17 protein-coding genes are annotated in these 13,618 nt (G+C 59.5%); 1 reads left to right on the top strand and 16 read right to left on the bottom strand.

Going from position 1 to position 13,618, the window contains the following annotated elements:
- Positions 1–7 precede the first annotated feature (7 nt).
- The 6 genes from BLP23_RS23890 to BLP23_RS23915 form a co-directional block, all read right to left on the bottom strand.
- Positions 8–2,032, bottom strand: a complete 2,025-nt coding sequence (locus BLP23_RS23890; protein WP_092587229.1) for a hypothetical protein — start codon at positions 2,030–2,032, stop codon at positions 8–10.
- Positions 2,032–2,571, bottom strand: coding sequence for a virion core protein, T7 gp14 family (locus BLP23_RS23895; protein ID WP_092587230.1), 540 nt, complete (start codon positions 2,569–2,571; stop codon positions 2,032–2,034). Before BLP23_RS23895 ends, BLP23_RS23890 begins: the two co-directional genes overlap by 1 nt.
- On the bottom strand, positions 2,564–3,028 hold the full coding sequence (locus BLP23_RS23900) for a hypothetical protein (protein WP_092587231.1): 465 nt from the start codon (positions 3,026–3,028) through the stop codon (positions 2,564–2,566). Before BLP23_RS23900 ends, BLP23_RS23895 begins: the two co-directional genes overlap by 8 nt.
- A complete protein-coding gene (locus BLP23_RS23905) occupies positions 3,028–5,394 on the bottom strand; it encodes a phage nozzle protein (protein WP_092587232.1) in 2,367 nt (788 codons plus the stop codon). Before BLP23_RS23905 ends, BLP23_RS23900 begins: the two co-directional genes overlap by 1 nt.
- Entirely contained in the window at positions 5,394–6,005 is a 612-nt protein-coding gene (locus tag BLP23_RS23910) for a hypothetical protein (protein ID WP_208603189.1), read from the bottom strand. Before BLP23_RS23910 ends, BLP23_RS23905 begins: the two co-directional genes overlap by 1 nt.
- Positions 6,006–6,081: 76 nt before the next feature.
- The gene (locus BLP23_RS23915) at positions 6,082–7,059 is read right to left on the bottom strand and encodes a phage capsid protein (protein ID WP_092587233.1); all 978 of its coding nucleotides are present in this window, start codon (positions 7,057–7,059) and stop codon (positions 6,082–6,084) included.
- A 346-nt stretch (positions 7,060–7,405) separates the two neighbouring features.
- Here BLP23_RS23915 and BLP23_RS23920 point away from each other — a divergent pair, with 346 nt between their 5' ends.
- A complete protein-coding gene (locus tag BLP23_RS23920; RefSeq protein WP_092587234.1) occupies positions 7,406–7,861 on the top strand; it encodes a hypothetical protein in 456 nt (151 codons plus the stop codon).
- A 4-nt stretch (positions 7,862–7,865) separates the two neighbouring features.
- Here BLP23_RS23920 and BLP23_RS23925 read toward each other — a convergent pair whose 3' ends face one another.
- The 10 genes from BLP23_RS23925 to BLP23_RS23970 all read right to left on the bottom strand — a co-directional run bounded on the left by BLP23_RS23925 (position 7,866) and on the right by BLP23_RS23970 (position 13,616).
- A complete protein-coding gene (locus BLP23_RS23925) occupies positions 7,866–8,084 on the bottom strand; it encodes a hypothetical protein (RefSeq protein ID WP_092587235.1) in 219 nt (72 codons plus the stop codon).
- Between the two features lie 9 nt (positions 8,085–8,093).
- Positions 8,094–8,870 (bottom strand): capsid assembly protein, encoded by a 777-nt coding sequence (locus BLP23_RS23930; protein WP_092587236.1) that lies wholly within the window; start codon positions 8,868–8,870, stop codon positions 8,094–8,096.
- 12 nt (positions 8,871–8,882) lie between these two features.
- Positions 8,883–9,362, bottom strand: a complete 480-nt coding sequence (locus tag BLP23_RS23935; RefSeq protein ID WP_092587237.1) for a hypothetical protein — start codon at positions 9,360–9,362, stop codon at positions 8,883–8,885.
- 101 nt (positions 9,363–9,463) lie between these two features.
- Positions 9,464–11,011: a portal protein gene (locus BLP23_RS23940; RefSeq protein ID WP_092587238.1), complete on the bottom strand. Its 1,548-nt coding sequence runs from the start codon at positions 11,009–11,011 to the stop codon at positions 9,464–9,466.
- Between the two features lie 9 nt (positions 11,012–11,020).
- A complete protein-coding gene (locus BLP23_RS23945; protein WP_092587239.1) occupies positions 11,021–11,248 on the bottom strand; it encodes a hypothetical protein in 228 nt (75 codons plus the stop codon).
- Complete coding sequence (locus BLP23_RS23950) at positions 11,248–11,454, bottom strand: hypothetical protein (RefSeq protein WP_092587240.1); 207 nt, start codon at positions 11,452–11,454, stop codon at positions 11,248–11,250. Before BLP23_RS23950 ends, BLP23_RS23945 begins: the two co-directional genes overlap by 1 nt.
- A gap of 202 nt (positions 11,455–11,656) precedes the next feature.
- Complete coding sequence (locus tag BLP23_RS23955; protein ID WP_092587241.1) at positions 11,657–12,097, bottom strand: hypothetical protein; 441 nt, start codon at positions 12,095–12,097, stop codon at positions 11,657–11,659.
- Positions 12,098–12,122: 25 nt separating this feature from the next.
- On the bottom strand, positions 12,123–12,689 hold the full coding sequence (locus BLP23_RS23960; RefSeq protein WP_208603190.1) for a deoxynucleotide monophosphate kinase family protein: 567 nt from the start codon (positions 12,687–12,689) through the stop codon (positions 12,123–12,125).
- Positions 12,668–13,432 carry a hypothetical protein gene (locus tag BLP23_RS23965; RefSeq protein WP_092587242.1) on the bottom strand — a complete coding sequence of 255 codons (765 nt, stop codon included), beginning with the start codon at positions 13,430–13,432 and terminating at the stop codon, positions 12,668–12,670. The genes BLP23_RS23960 and BLP23_RS23965 overlap by 22 nt, the downstream gene beginning before the upstream one ends.
- The gene (locus BLP23_RS23970; protein WP_092587243.1) at positions 13,425–13,616 is read right to left on the bottom strand and encodes a hypothetical protein; all 192 of its coding nucleotides are present in this window, start codon (positions 13,614–13,616) and stop codon (positions 13,425–13,427) included. The genes BLP23_RS23965 and BLP23_RS23970 overlap by 8 nt, the downstream gene beginning before the upstream one ends.
- Positions 13,617–13,618 lie beyond the last annotated feature (2 nt).

The raw sequence follows: 13,618 nt of genomic DNA on the forward strand, positions 1-13,618 counted from the left end.
GGGTTCCTTAGCGTGCGTTCTGCTTCGTCGTCACCTCGTCGATCTTCTGATCGCGATTGCGCTTACGCAGGTCGTTCAGGGTATTGAGTGAGAAATAGATGTCGTTAGACTCCGGGGCCGCAGGCATGCGGTCGGATTTGCGGACGATGTAGTAGCCACCCGTGCCATTGCTCTGGCCGATGGTCAGGTCGTCGATGTCGTAGTTCAGATCGCCCTTGTGCTTCTCGACAAACTCCGAGAGGTACTGGTTAACCAGCGGCTCGAAGTCGCCCGGGAGGCGCTTGTCGTTCTTGATGTACGAGCCAGCGACGTTGATGTGGTTCTTCTGGAACGTTTCCTTCGCCTGCTCGATGGCCTCGTCGTTGTCCTTACCAAGCAGCGCATACTGCTTAGCGAGACGGATGACCTCGCTCCTGACGTAGTTCTGGTTACCGGCTGTCTGCTTTCCGAACACCCATTCGCCCCAAGTCGTCGAGCTGGAGACTGCGGAGTTCACCGCGCTGTCGATGCTCTCGTACTTGAGCTTCAGGCCCTCATCCATCTGGTTCGGGTCTTGCGTCACCGCATGGGCGATGCGCAGGGCACCCTCAGGCGTACCTGCGTTACCCGCCTCTTCCGCCAGTCGGGCAGCCTCGAAGAACTCCAGAGCGTCCTTGTTAAGGAACTTCGCGAGATACTGAGGGCTGTCCTTGTAGAGGTCTTGGTAGGTGTCGTAAGCGTCCTTGGCAGACGGGGGGATTTCGCCGGTAGCAGCGTTCAGGCTGATCTGTCCTGGGGCACCGTTCATGGCCTTGAACCAGACGGGATGCTCCAGACCAGAGCCGACGAATTTCTCCTTCTCCAGACGGCGAGCGAGCAGCGGGCGCTTCTCGGGGTCTTTCTCCCGATAGGCAGCTTCCTCCGATGCCTTGGTGATCAGCCGGTTGGCGACCTCCTTCTTCTGGCTGTCGGCGCTGACCGTCTTCAGCTCACCGTTCTTGTCACGGACCTGTGCATCGCCAATGCCCAAGATCGCACCGGCCTCGGCAGCCTTCACGCCTTCGCTGTAGAGGTTCTCCTCATCAGCAGCGGCATCGGCAGCCATGCGGTCCTTCATCTGGTCAGCGTCGATGCGAGCGAACAGCTTGGTGGCCGTATCGCCCACCTTAGCGTCCGTCATCAGGCTTCCCTTGTAAGGGCCGTCTGAGCGCTGGTGCTGGAGGATGGACTTGGCCAGATCGTAATCGCCACGGGTGGCAGCCTGATCGGCAAGCTGAAGCATCATCTCCTGCTGCTTTTGGAACGGGATGCGGAGCAGCTCTTGGTTCTTGGTGAACTCTCCGAACATGCCTGCCGCAACATCGACCGGGGCCATACCCTCAGCACGGTTGAAGGTGGACTTAGCCGACCACCTCTCGAACACGTCACCTTGGCGAGTGTCCTGCACGAACTGGGCGCGGTCGTCGACCGACTGGTTGCGGAGCTTCTCGGTGAAGGCAGCGATCTGCTTCGAGTAAGCCCCCATGAGAACCTTGTCGTCCCCGAACTCAGCCAGATCGTCCTTGATACGATCCCGCACGAAGGCGTCAACATCACCAGTCTGGCGGTCGAAGTCAGTCTGATAAGCCGACATGAGCTGCAGCGAGCGGTCGTAGGCCAGACGCTCACCGGCAAGCTCTCGACCAGCGAGGCTCGTCAGACCGGGGACAGCGCCCTCCTTGATTGCCTTGCGGACCTCGTCGGGGGACTTCTGCAGGAACGCCTGTCTCACTGCGGTGACATCGTCGTCTTGACGCTCCTGCCCCTGCACGTTCAGGAAGTTGTTGATGCTCGGCTGGATGGAAGCCAGAGACTTCGCCAAGCTCTCCCAGCCATTCGACCCAATCGGGGCCTGCTCGGGGCGGGCATAGGTATCAACCGGGGAAGCGCTCGGGGACAGTCCCTGCACCCTGATGTTGTCAGCGGAGGGTGTGCGAACGCGGCCACGGTTCTGGCCACCACCGGAGCGGCGGCGCTCTTCGTCAATGGGCCTCAGCCCCGGCAAACGTGCCATTAAACTCTCCCTGTCGTCCTCTGACGGACCTTGTAGTCGTTGTAGGAATCGAGACCGGCACCAGCGATCCTGAGACCCGCGTCGAAGAAGGACGGCTTTGCTGCCCGCTGGACCGAGTTGATGCGGTCCTCAGCGTTTGAGCGAATGCCCTTCATTTCGTTGTTGAGCTGGTTCAGCGTCCATTCGGTATTCTGATCGACGCGGTCGTTAGCGGTCGCAGCGCGGCCATCGAACTCAGCCAGGAGGGCGTCGACCGAGAGACCTGATACACCAGCCTCACCGGCTGCTGCCGTGGCCGTAGCCTTGGCTTCACGGGCATCACGAAGGTTGTCGGCTTTCTCAGCGCCAGCCTTCTCTTGCTCCTGCAGCATGCGCTGCTGGGTCTGGAACATCTGGTCGCGGGCGTTCTGGTTGGCGCGGGCTGCGTTCTCGCGGTACATGCGGTTCTGCTCATTGGCAGCTTGAACCTGCCCCTGATAGCTGAAGGCCTGCTGAGCTGCGCCGATTGCGAACCCGATCATCGAAAGGGGATCACACATTGCGTATCCTCACAAATTCGTAGAAGGGCAGGTTTCCCGGCCCCGGTGCGTTGACGGTTCTCAGAAACTTGAAGCCGAGCCAGCGGAGCCACATGAGGTGGACCGTATTGCGCTGATCGACGTAGTTCGTGAGGACCGGAAATTCTTGGTGGAAGGTTTCAATCCACTGCTTGGAGCGGCGGAGAAACCGTGTCTTGTTTGATTTGATCTCGTCACTTCCGAGGAGCCAGATGTATCCCACGTCACTGTCCGGTGACGGGCAGACGCCAAACATGGCCACTGCCTTATCGTCATCGTTCACAATGCTGATGCACTCCTTCGAGAGAGTGATGCCGTCCCTGAGAGACTGCTCAGCACCGGCAGCGCCAGCAGCTTGCAGTTCCCTCAGGTCAGCCTCTCGAAGTCTTGGAGCGAGATACGTCACGTCCTCAGGAAGCGAGCGACGTGTTTCCAGCATCACAGCCTCTTGGAGCGAATAACGTAAAGGGCCTCCCACTCAGCGCTCAGGAACGCACAAGGGAGGAAGGTGTCGTTGATGATGTCGACCGTAACGAGATCGTTCTTGGCCATGAGCGGGAACGAGAAGCGGCCCCTGTCGACGGCGACCTGACCGAGGACGTTCTTGGCCGAGCCAATCACGCGGCCTGAGAAGACGTAGCGGTAGGTGTCTCGCCGGAAGGGCGTCACCTCCACACGGAAGTAACCGCTGGTGTCGTAGGTCAGGTTCGCCTTGCGGAGCTGGATGCGCCCCTCGCCTACGGTCATCTGACCACCGCCAACCGCTTCTTCCTTGATGACAAACGTCGAGAAGCGATAGCGCATCACGTAGTTTCGACCGAGGAAGAACTTCTCCACCTTCCCTGCGACCACCATCGTGTTGCCGCTGGGGGTGTACGGGATGATCTGCCCGGGCTTCTTGAGCGGGTCACCATCACGGGACACGATAACGAACTCTTCACCAGCCTGCATGGTGTACGGAGGAGTGATCGTCGTCTGGTTCGTGGTCGCGTTGTAGCTGACCGTGCAGCTCGCCTCAGTGACCTTGCGGTCGAGGTGAAGGCCGAAGTCGAAGCCTGTGTCCTTGGTGCCGGGGTTGACCGGCATGCTCTCGATGAACACGCCATCAGCACGGCGGATGATCAGGTAAAGATTGCTCTCGACGAACTCGACCGAGAGGAGCGTATCACTCGCCGGGAACGTCCACCGGTACCATGCGGACTGCAGCTTTTCCTGCTCATTCCAATAGTACTTGTAGATGTAGACGGTGTTGCGCTCGGTCTCCGACAGAAGGGCGATGGTGTCTTCGGAGGAAGAGGCAGCCATCTTCGAGATGTCCTTCGGCACATAGGCCGGGACGTGCGAGGTCACATCGTTCGCATCGTTCGTCTTCGTATCACCGTCGACGTAATACTCCCGCAGACCTGAGAACTCCCCACGATTGAACGTGAAGTAGATGTTCCGGCCAGCGCCAACAGGGCGGGCCTTGAGCGAGCATTCGAACTCGGTCGTCTGGTTGATCGAGATCGTCTCCGGTGTCAGCAGCTCGGTGGCCCCGAGGCTGAACTGCGTCTGCTCCGAGAAGAGCAGCAGCGTTTCATTGAACGGGATTGCGTGCTGCAGGATGGAGACCTTGATGTGCGACACAGCGGCATCGATCGGGTCGGTATCGAGAACCTGAGTGGCTGACGAACGGAAGAAATTGAAGAAGTCGCTGGAGCGAGAGAAGACCACGTTCTCATCAGCGATAAAGCCCAGTCGGTTGCGGTGGAAGAAGATGTCATTCAGCTTCTTGCCGACGAACGAGGGCATCGGGCTGCTGTCGAGGTCTCCGACCTTCCGGTCCTCCCACGTCACCTGCTTGAAGGTGAACGTGCCGTTAGCTTCACGGACCAGTGCATGGGCCATCGTCGAGGCCTTGAGGCGAATTGCTTCACCACCCTTGACGCTCTCGACCCAGACACCTGATTGGGTACCGCTTTCGGTCTTGAACTGGACGTAGTAGTTGTCGAACGAGGATGACTGATCACCCGCAATCTCGACACGGAAACCGTCGAAGCCCTTCGCAGGCAGGTCGGAGAACCGCTGGACGGAACCCTTAACGAGCTTCATCGCTTGGTCGCCCTGGCTGTCCGTTACGCCAACCGTGAAGTCAGCGCCATCGGCCTTCCTGACCCAGATGCTCGACCCGTTGCGGGTGAACGTGAAGCCCGAGATCGCCGCGCTGATTGCGGTTATCAGGTTCTGGGCAATGGCATCAGTCTGGACATCCGAGATGTGCGAGGCAGTCGAGCCGTCAGGCGTGGTCACTGAAGCCGTCACGCCATTCAGCGTGATCGAGTATTTCGTGCCGTAGGAGCCTTGCTTGACCCAGATAATGGCCTCAGGCTGCCGAGCTGCTGCAAGAGTGGTGTCCTGCGCAACCGTGATCGTGCGGTTGATGATGAACGTAAAGTCGGCAATCGTGACTGCCTTGAAGGAAGATCGCGGGTCTGTCGCAGCGAGGTATGCGGTGCCATTCGGAAAGGCTACCGTCTTCTCGGTTCCAAGCTTCAGGTCATAGACCTTCAGCGCTCCGTTACCGACGATGATCTCATACTGCTCCGTCCGGTCGCGATTGATGGTGTGCGTGAACAGCTCGCCTGCGGGGGCGTTGGTAATCTTCGCTCGGTGGGTTGTACCGGGGCGCTTGCGGAGGCCCTCGACAACTGAGCTGTGGGCGTTCTCCTGAAGCTCGCACTGGCTGGCCAGACGGAGTGCGTAAGGCTGTTGCGAGACCCCGTTAATCAGGTTCGGGATGGTCGTGGAGATGAGAGCCCCTGCCATTAGCTGAGGCCTCCCGGGGGAGTACGGTCCATCACGCGGCGAACGGAGGGGTTATCGCTGAAGACGTTCAGATCGAGCGTCTCAGCTTCCGTCGATTGCAGGTTCGCCCATGCCTTCAGCTCGTCTCTGGAATTGAACTGCCAGATGACTTCCGAGCCGACCATGCGCTCCTGAAACTGGCGGGCGGCTCGCATCACGATGTACGAGCGGGCAGCCTCAGGGAGCTGATCGAAAGGCAGGAGAAGGACGATCTCGACGTAGACCGTGCGGCCCACGCTGAAGGTATGGTTCTTGCGGTCGTAGAGGCGGTTGCCTCGCTGGACCAGATCGATGCTCGCGTCAGGCCCCGAAGTGTCCACCTTGAGGGTGTTCGGAGGCAGCAGAAGCTCACCTTCAGGGAAGCTTGCGGCAATCGGGTAGTCGATTTCAGTATTCCAGTGCCAGCCAACGAGCTGAACGTCTCGGCTGGACTGAATGAGGATTTGGCGGGCGACAACTGCGTCGACAACACCAGTGTCTTCAACCGTGTTAACGGGGCTTTCACCGATGACGGACAGCATGAGGTTGATCGCCTCCAGCTCCGTCGTCGGAGTGAGGATCAAGACTGACATTCGGCCTCTCAGGGGAAGGATGAAAAAAAGGGGAGACCCCCGAAGGAGCCTCCCCATAAATTCACGAGTGGATATATTAGGCCGCAGCGTTGCGGACTTCGACAGCGGCCTGCGGGCGCAGGATGCCGTGACCGACCGCGTACTTAGCGACCATCAGGTGACCCTGACGGCGGATGTCGTAGGCCGACTCCATGCCCATATCGAGCAGCTTGACGGTACCGACTGCAGACTTGTGCATGACAAGCGCAGAGGTGTTCGAGAAGTTGCCGCGATACTTCAGGCCCGAGCCAGCTTCGACGCCGGTTGCAGCCGACAGGTCCGTCTTCGGCAGGTGGTTCGTCTTGACGATCTGGATGCCTGCGACCTTGAGGATGTTGCCCTCAGCGTAGGAACCCATGCCACCCCAATCCTTGTTCAGGTTGTTGGTTGCCTTGACGAGGTTGTAGTACTGGGCGGGACGCACGAAGGCGACACGCTCTTCTTCCGGCACGTCCTTCTCGTCGAGCTTCTGGGCTGCGATGAAGAGGGCAGCAGCGAGGTGATCGCCATTGGTGTCGAAGTTCGGCGTGGCCGGGAGGCCAGCTTCACCCGTCAGGATGACCGAACCACCCGGCTCACCGTCGACCACGTTCGTGGCGCGAGCTGCGAGGACGCCGACCTGGAGCAGGTGCTTGTCCATCGTCTTGGCGAGGAAGCGGCCCATTTCGGTCGAGTAGATCGAGCGCAGGTCGTAGTGGGTCTTGGCCTCGTCGATGTTGGCGATGAAGCCGTGCGAGATGAGCAGGTCGTCGATGGTGATGATCGTTTCAGCGGACTTCAGGTTCAGGCCGGTGATCTCGGTACCCGGGACGTGGTACTCACCGCCGACCTTACCGGTTGCCGGGAACTGGGCCGACTTGCCGGAATCGATTGTGCGCGTCATCGTATGTTCGAGGGCGACGTTGGTTTCCTCGAAGGCGGTGAGAACTTCACCTGCGAACTTCATGAGGAAGAGTGCATCCACATCACCAGAGCCGTTGATCTGACCGATGCGGGTAACGTTGGCGTTTGCCATGAATAGTATTTCCTGTGAAGAGTTGGAAGTTGATCAGGCTTCCCGAACGTCTTCACTCGACACGACAAAGTTGTCCCGACGCATCGGGGCTAAGTTTGCAGAGTGGTGTTCTGGGGATTACCTTTGACAGCCGCGTATAAGGCACGCAGCACTGTCGAACTTCTTTCACAGGCAGTATTTCAGCACTTTATAATGCTGACGCCATGTACACTCTTCAGCGTTTATGGAACGGAACGCTGTAGATGAGTCAGTCAGACTCGACGCGATGATTGCTACTCGGGACTGGCACAACAACCACAGAGCGCATATATTCTCACTTTATGATCGTGCATCGTAAGAGGGATCAATGCAGGCACGAAAAGCAACCCCACGAGATCTACGGACCGTCTTCAGCGGTCTCGCACAACGTTGCGTCGATGAGACTCATGCTGCGGGGTACACTGCTGATGAGGCCAAAAACACTTTCCGATCGCTGCGCAAACAGGATGCTGTTTGGGCGATAGATCACAACAACGACACTGTTGGGATTATCGGGTTTTCACCCGACGAGGCTTCCGGTCACCCCATCATCGGAACGTACTTCTATGGAACCGAGGCCTTTTTCGATCCAAAGACTCCTTCTGTAAGATTTGGAAGGACCTTCATGCGTGAAATGCAAGTAAGTTTTGGTAACCTCCCGATGGTCTCCATGTGCTACGGCACTCATCCAGAAATCGAGCGCTGGTACCGTCTGATGGGATACCGATTTGCCGAGCAGTTCGGGGTCCAACGTAACTTTGTGTTGGACCCCAAGATGGATTGACCGCCTAGTAAAGACCCGGAGAGGTCGGAGCTGCCGGGAAGCCCTTCCGCTTGACGGACAGGACAGAGGCGAGGCTTTCAAGGACGGACAGCACCTTGGCTGCGACAGCGTCGTCCTTCGGGGTCGGGGTCAGGCGCACGATAGCGACGAGGGCAGCCTGCATCGCAAACAGCACTGCGAAGATGTCGTCGAGGTGCGCCCAGAGGAGCAGAAGAATGTTCATCAGATTTCCTTAGAACAGGGAGGACTTGGACAGCTTGCGCTCGACATCAGCGCGGTACGCTGGGTCTTTCTTGTAGCGAGGGTCGCGCATAGCTGCGGTGAGTTCTGCGGTCGACCGGAACACCTCGGCGGAGTTGCCACCTGTCTCGCCATTGAGGAGCTGCGGCTCAGCGCCATTCTCCTTCTCAAAGCGAGCCCTGAGGCCCTGAACAGCCATCTTGGCTGCCGTGAGGTTGCCGCTGTCGACCTGATCATTGTAGGCTTCGAGTTCAGCCTGCGTGAGGTTCGTTGCAGCCCATTCGGACATCTGCGTGTAGGTGTCTTCACCGCCCACGGCGAGGAGAACCTCGGCACGGTAAAGCTGGGCCTTGGCTTCCTGACCTTCGATGAAGCTGTCGACCACTTCGCGGGTCAGACCTTTCTCAGCGAGCTTGGTATAGCTCTCATCAGACAGGGCACCGGACGTGGCGAACTCATCGCTGAGAGCGTCGAAGTCGAGGCCAACGCCTGCGACCACGTCACGGGCTTCTTCGAGGGGCGCGTCGCCAGCCTTCGGGGCCGGTGCTTCGGAAGCGCCACCGGCGAGCTTGCGCTCCAGTTCGGCGTAGGAAGCTGCGAGGTCTTCCGGCTTGGCGAACTTCTCGGGCAGCCAGGACGGGCGCTCATCGGCGGGCGGGGTAGCCTGTTCCTTGCCACTCTGGGACTGGAACTTTTCGACCATCAGGGCGTCATGCTCTTCCGAGCCGGGGACGACGATCTGGTTCTGTTCGGTTACTTCGTTTTCCATTGTTCCTGCTTGTTATCGAGACGGGGCGTTGCGGCGACGAGCGATGCCGAGCGAGATCGCGGAACCCTTACGGGCGAACCACTGCTGCTCTTCAGGCTTCGGTCCCTGCGTTTCAGGCTTTGCCACGGTGCCCCGAGGCGGGGTCTGCGGCTTCTGGACAGTGTTTCCGTTCGCGTTGGCGCGGGACGGTACCTTGGCGACAGGCGCGTTCTCCTGCCGAGCTGCGGCGTTGGAGATTGCCGAGCCAGCACGTGCGATGCCAACCGCTGCTGCGGGGCGAGGATAGTCCTGCTTCGGCTTCGGGGCCGAGGAGGCTGCGGCGGCGGGCTTGTTCGGTCCCTGCTTCTCCGGTCGAGGAGTTGGTGTCGGGACGGCCTTCTTGGTCTTGGCCATCTCGTCTTTGGTCTTGGTGTGGTAGGATTTGCCTCCGAACTTGAAGGTCGTCTTACCGGCTGCGCGGGCAGCCTTGAATGCATCACCGAATGACGGCATCTGGTGGTCCTTAGTAGTCGAGGGAGACGATGCCACCTTCATGCTCAGTCCGCTTCGGTTCACCCTTGCGGGCTCCCTCAGGGGCGACCTTCTCGGCCACCTCAGGCTGAGGCTTGGGCTGGGGCTTGCGAGCCATCTTGCACCTCTGGTTTGAGTTGATCTCTGAGGATGTCCATCCCCTTCGGGCCGAGCCGTTCGATGAGCTGCTGCATCATCGCGGTCTGCTGGTCCTGCTGGAGCTGTTCAGGCGTCTTGACGAGGCCGTCCATGTCGAGGCCGAGGGCGGTACCAACGCGCATCAGGAAGTCAGCCTTGCTGATCTCAGGCGGAAGAGCGGCGATGTTCGACGCTGTCTGCGCGAAGATGCTCAGCTTGTTCATGTCATGGCCACGACCCAGCGCTTCGAGGCCGGTCGTAATGGTTGGCTTGACGATGCCCTTAGGCAGGGCCGGAATCTTCTTCTGGCGCTCCATGCGGAACATGATGACGCGCACGAGCGGGAGCTGAAACTCCTGCGACAGGATTGAGTAGACACCACCGAGGGCATCTTCCAGCTCACCGGCCATGTACCGGATTTCTTCAGCCGTCACGCGCTCCCCTGCCCGCTGGATGGCGGTATTCAGGAGGAAGGCAAACGACAGGCGCTGCTGGATGGTCTCAATCGTCTTGAAGGCGATCTGGAAGTCGGCATACTTTTCGAGCTGAAGGACACTAACGTCCTCGGCATTACCGGAGCGAACTGCGCCAGACGGTGCCTTGGCGATATCCGTCATGCGGGTGGTGCCGTTCGGGTTCACGAGGAACAGAACCTTAGCAGCCGCAGCGGAGCCTTCGACGATGGCCTGCTGGAGCGTTTCGAGGGACAACAGATCGCCGTAGTATTCCTCGACGTAGCCGCGACCGTAGTCTTCGCAGTCGATCTTGGTGAAGCGGAGCGGTATCCACGGGCACTTGTCCAGCGGATAGGAGCCATGCGACCCCGGCACAGACATGCCCTTGATCTCTTGGCGAATGGTCCACTTGTCGGCCTGACGGACGATGTGGGTGTAAAGCTCGATAGTCTTTTCGTTCGACTTCGACTTCTGCTTCACGGCTCCCTTCATTGAGGCGGGAACCATGTCAGGTGAAATATCTTCTCGGGTGACGATCTCGATCACGTTACCCATCGGGTCACGCTTGACCACGTAACGGTCGAGACGGAAGACCCGCATGCCTCCCGTCTGGGGGAGGTAGATTAGGACGTTACCAGCAACGAGGAGCTGCTTCAGCGCTTCGAAGGCAGACACACGGATGGCCGTGGTCTCGATCTCCGTCATCAAGGCCCGCTCGATCTTGTTCAGACCCTTCTCGACCTCGGCTCTCATGCCCTTTCGCTGCGTCAGATTTTCGAGCGTGAAATCGTCGATCATCAAACGGAAGAAGGGAGAGTTCGGAGGGAGAAGGGCCAGCAGGAGCTTGGAGGCCAGGTTATTGACGCCTCGCGCACCGATGCCCTGAAACGGGGTCGGCAGCGTCGAGGTCTCGGAGTGCCCAGAGGGTGGGAGAAGCGATGGGATGGTCAGCTTAGCGGAAGTGCGGGCTCGTTCGAGGACGGCCGATCTGGCTTGGCTGAGCTGCTGATAACGACCGGAAGCTGTTTGTCCGGTCATTCTGGAACCTTATGCCTGAGGGACGTTGATCCCGGTTGCGCCACCACCGGTACCGGCATCCAGCGGGATGCGGAGACCAGAGCGGCCCCTGCGCTTAGCCTTGATGGCTACACTTTCGGGGGAAGCTTCTTCGGGCGTCTTCGGACCAGCCTGATTGACGGTGGCCGCAGGCTGAGCGGGCGGAGGTGTCTGTGCGACAGCCTCGACCTTCTGGGTCTTGACTTTCGGTGGGCACATTACTTGAGAACCTGTTCGTTGATCACCGTCTCATTCTGACGGTCATATTGTTCGAGGAGGAACCTCACGACAGCTCTCTCACCACCCTTCCATCTGATCTCTTCAAAGGAGGTTTTTAATGAGGGTGTCCTCTCAGGGAACCTCTTATCAAGAGCCTCGATGAGGTCTTTGGGGATGTGGGGGAAGCGCTCTTCGGCTTGGGCCATCGAGTTATCCTTAAGTGGGGGGTAATTGAAAATGGCCCTCGGGGCGGCTTTCACCCCAAGGATTTGATTGCTTCGACCAGCTCGTCTCGACGGCTGAAGTCGAGGTAGATCGTCGCCGTCCTCGTCTGCAGCACGAGGAGGTTCCCCTTTCGGGAAACCTTCAGGTTGCTTGGGAGGTTTTCGTTCGTGTGGTCCTGAAGGCTCACGGCGTTACCGGAGCTGCGGGAACAGCCGGAACAACAGGAGCGACCGGGGCCGCTGGTGCCGGCACTGCGGCAGGAGCCGCTGGGGCTGGCTTCTCGTCTTCACCGAACAGCCACTGAGCGATGACGTTGCCCGCAATCGAGCCGAACAGGCTGCTCATGAAGCCGCCGCCGCTGGACTGGTTGATGGTCGTCGAGGAGTAGCTCGGGCTGCTGTAAACCGGCGCAGGACGATAGGTCGTCGAAGGTCGGCTATAGCTGGTCGAGGGGCGGCTGTACGTGGTCGACGGGCGCGAGAACGAGCGCGACGAGAACGAGGAGGAGCGGAAGCTGCTGCCACCACGGAAGCCGCCGAACGAGGAGCGAGCCTCAGCGATAGCCGGGGCCAGCGCGAGGACGGCAGCGAGAGCGAGGGTCAGGAGACCGGAGAGGAGTTTCATATCATTCACCCGTGAATGTTTGACGTTAAATAGACTGCGCGAGGAGAAGCGTCTTGCTGTAAAGCTCGCGAAGCGTTCCGTTGTTGAAGATGATGTGGTGGAAGAGGTGGCCCGAGAGCTTGCCCTCATACGCACCACCGGCCTCTCGTGAAGGGTCAGAGCGAACGACCTGCACCAGCGTCCCGCCAAGGGATGCCACGAGGTCGTACTCGTTGGGGAAGCGGAGATCGTCGACCACCACGTTGATCCCCTTCTCGCGCAGCCCCTCGATCTTGGCGGCTGCCACCTTGGTCCAGAGGTCTTGGTCGATGGCCTCCCTGCCCCAGTCGGTGCCGAGGGTCTGCATGATCTGGCGAGGTGTGACCGTCTTGAAGCCCGGGATCACCGTCTCCTTCAGGTCACCCTCGATCATGCGCTCGACAGTCTCGGAGTCGAACCCCATCGAGCCGAGAAGGCCACGGGCCATATTCTTCAGAGGGCCAGCGAACTTCACCGAGGAGTAGCCATGAGCCATCAGGCCGTTGGCCACCTCGGACTTACCGCTACCAGCGGCATCGCTGTAGAGGGCAATCAGTTTGCCTTTGGTTGCCACAGGATTGGCTCCTTCTTCTTGAAGTCATAGTCGGAGGCCCTGAGGATGCGGGCCACGCGGGCTTGAACGAGGGCTTCGTCTTCGGTGAGACCGGCCTTCTCGTAGACATGGACGACCATCTGCCACGGGGTCAGACCAGCCTTCGCGAGGCACTCCTGAGAGAGCATCGCGTCAGCCTTCTTCGGGCCGATGCCAGGGCAGCCTGAATAGCCGTCAGTCGTGTCACCGGTCAGTGTCTGGTAGAGATGCCAGTAGTCGGCCTCAGCCTCGCTGATCTCCATGATTTCACCGGTGGATACATTCCGGCAAAACAAGCCCGGGATAGTCTTCATGTCCTTGTCAATGGACACGATGATGCGCTCGTCGCTGCCCCTCACGGTCGCGAGGATGCCCATGCAGTCATCACCTTCGAGGCCCGGGCGGAAATACGCGCCCAGCTCGTCGATCATCCACTGCTTGATGTTCTTCAACACCAGCGGCTTCTTCACGTTCGCTCGGTTGCCCTTGTACGTGGACAGTACCGACTTGCGGAAGTTGCCCTCGCTGTCGGTCAGGCAGAGCTTGCACTGATCGCCGTCGAGGGAGGACATGATGTGATCGATCATGTCGTTGATCTTGGTCTTCACATCATTCTCGTCGACATGCCACGTCCAGTAGCCGTCACCCCAGTGGGTGGCGACCTCGCAGGATGAGGCTGCCTCGTAAGCAACCACGTCCGCGTCGATGAGGAGCGTCCTAGTCATGGACAATAACGCCCTCCTCTGCCTGCTTCGCCGTCCAGTTGACGTGACCGACATAGCGGTACTCGTCAGGGTAAAGCTCGCGGTATGCGTCTTCGACAACGTGATGCGGAGGACGTTCGTCCCAAATGATCGGGACCAGATCGTCGCCGCTTTCGGTGCGGCCAAAAGTGACCCAACGTTTCATGA

Source organism: Rhizobium mongolense subsp. loessense, assembly GCF_900099775.1.
Lineage (GTDB): Bacteria > Pseudomonadota > Alphaproteobacteria > Rhizobiales > Rhizobiaceae > Rhizobium > Rhizobium loessense.

What these genes read in the sequence shown, in the direction of transcription:
- BLP23_RS23890 (WP_092587229.1), bottom strand. Translation starts at nt 2,032, where the DNA reads ATGGCACGTTTGCCGGGGCTGAGGCCCATTGACGAAGAGCGCCGCCGC.
- BLP23_RS23895 (WP_092587230.1), bottom strand. Translation starts at nt 2,571, where the DNA reads ATGTGTGATCCCCTTTCGATGATCGGGTTCGCAATCGGCGCAGCTCAG.
- BLP23_RS23900 (WP_092587231.1), bottom strand. Translation starts at nt 3,028, where the DNA reads ATGCTGGAAACACGTCGCTCGCTTCCTGAGGACGTGACGTATCTCGCT.
- BLP23_RS23905 (WP_092587232.1), bottom strand. Translation starts at nt 5,394, where the DNA reads ATGGCAGGGGCTCTCATCTCCACGACCATCCCGAACCTGATTAACGGG.
- BLP23_RS23910 (WP_208603189.1), bottom strand. Translation starts at nt 6,005, where the DNA reads ATGTCAGTCTTGATCCTCACTCCGACGACGGAGCTGGAGGCGATCAAC.
- BLP23_RS23915 (WP_092587233.1), bottom strand. Translation starts at nt 7,059, where the DNA reads ATGGCAAACGCCAACGTTACCCGCATCGGTCAGATCAACGGCTCTGGT.
- BLP23_RS23920 (WP_092587234.1), top strand. Translation starts at nt 7,406, where the DNA reads ATGCAGGCACGAAAAGCAACCCCACGAGATCTACGGACCGTCTTCAGC.
- BLP23_RS23925 (WP_092587235.1), bottom strand. Translation starts at nt 8,084, where the DNA reads ATGAACATTCTTCTGCTCCTCTGGGCGCACCTCGACGACATCTTCGCA.
- BLP23_RS23930 (WP_092587236.1), bottom strand. Translation starts at nt 8,870, where the DNA reads ATGGAAAACGAAGTAACCGAACAGAACCAGATCGTCGTCCCCGGCTCG.
- BLP23_RS23935 (WP_092587237.1), bottom strand. Translation starts at nt 9,362, where the DNA reads ATGCCGTCATTCGGTGATGCATTCAAGGCTGCCCGCGCAGCCGGTAAG.
- BLP23_RS23940 (WP_092587238.1), bottom strand. Translation starts at nt 11,011, where the DNA reads ATGACCGGACAAACAGCTTCCGGTCGTTATCAGCAGCTCAGCCAAGCC.
- BLP23_RS23945 (WP_092587239.1), bottom strand. Translation starts at nt 11,248, where the DNA reads ATGTGCCCACCGAAAGTCAAGACCCAGAAGGTCGAGGCTGTCGCACAG.
- BLP23_RS23950 (WP_092587240.1), bottom strand. Translation starts at nt 11,454, where the DNA reads ATGGCCCAAGCCGAAGAGCGCTTCCCCCACATCCCCAAAGACCTCATC.
- BLP23_RS23955 (WP_092587241.1), bottom strand. Translation starts at nt 12,097, where the DNA reads ATGAAACTCCTCTCCGGTCTCCTGACCCTCGCTCTCGCTGCCGTCCTC.
- BLP23_RS23965 (WP_092587242.1), bottom strand. Translation starts at nt 13,432, where the DNA reads ATGACTAGGACGCTCCTCATCGACGCGGACGTGGTTGCTTACGAGGCA.
- BLP23_RS23970 (WP_092587243.1), bottom strand. Translation starts at nt 13,616, where the DNA reads ATGAAACGTTGGGTCACTTTTGGCCGCACCGAAAGCGGCGACGATCTG.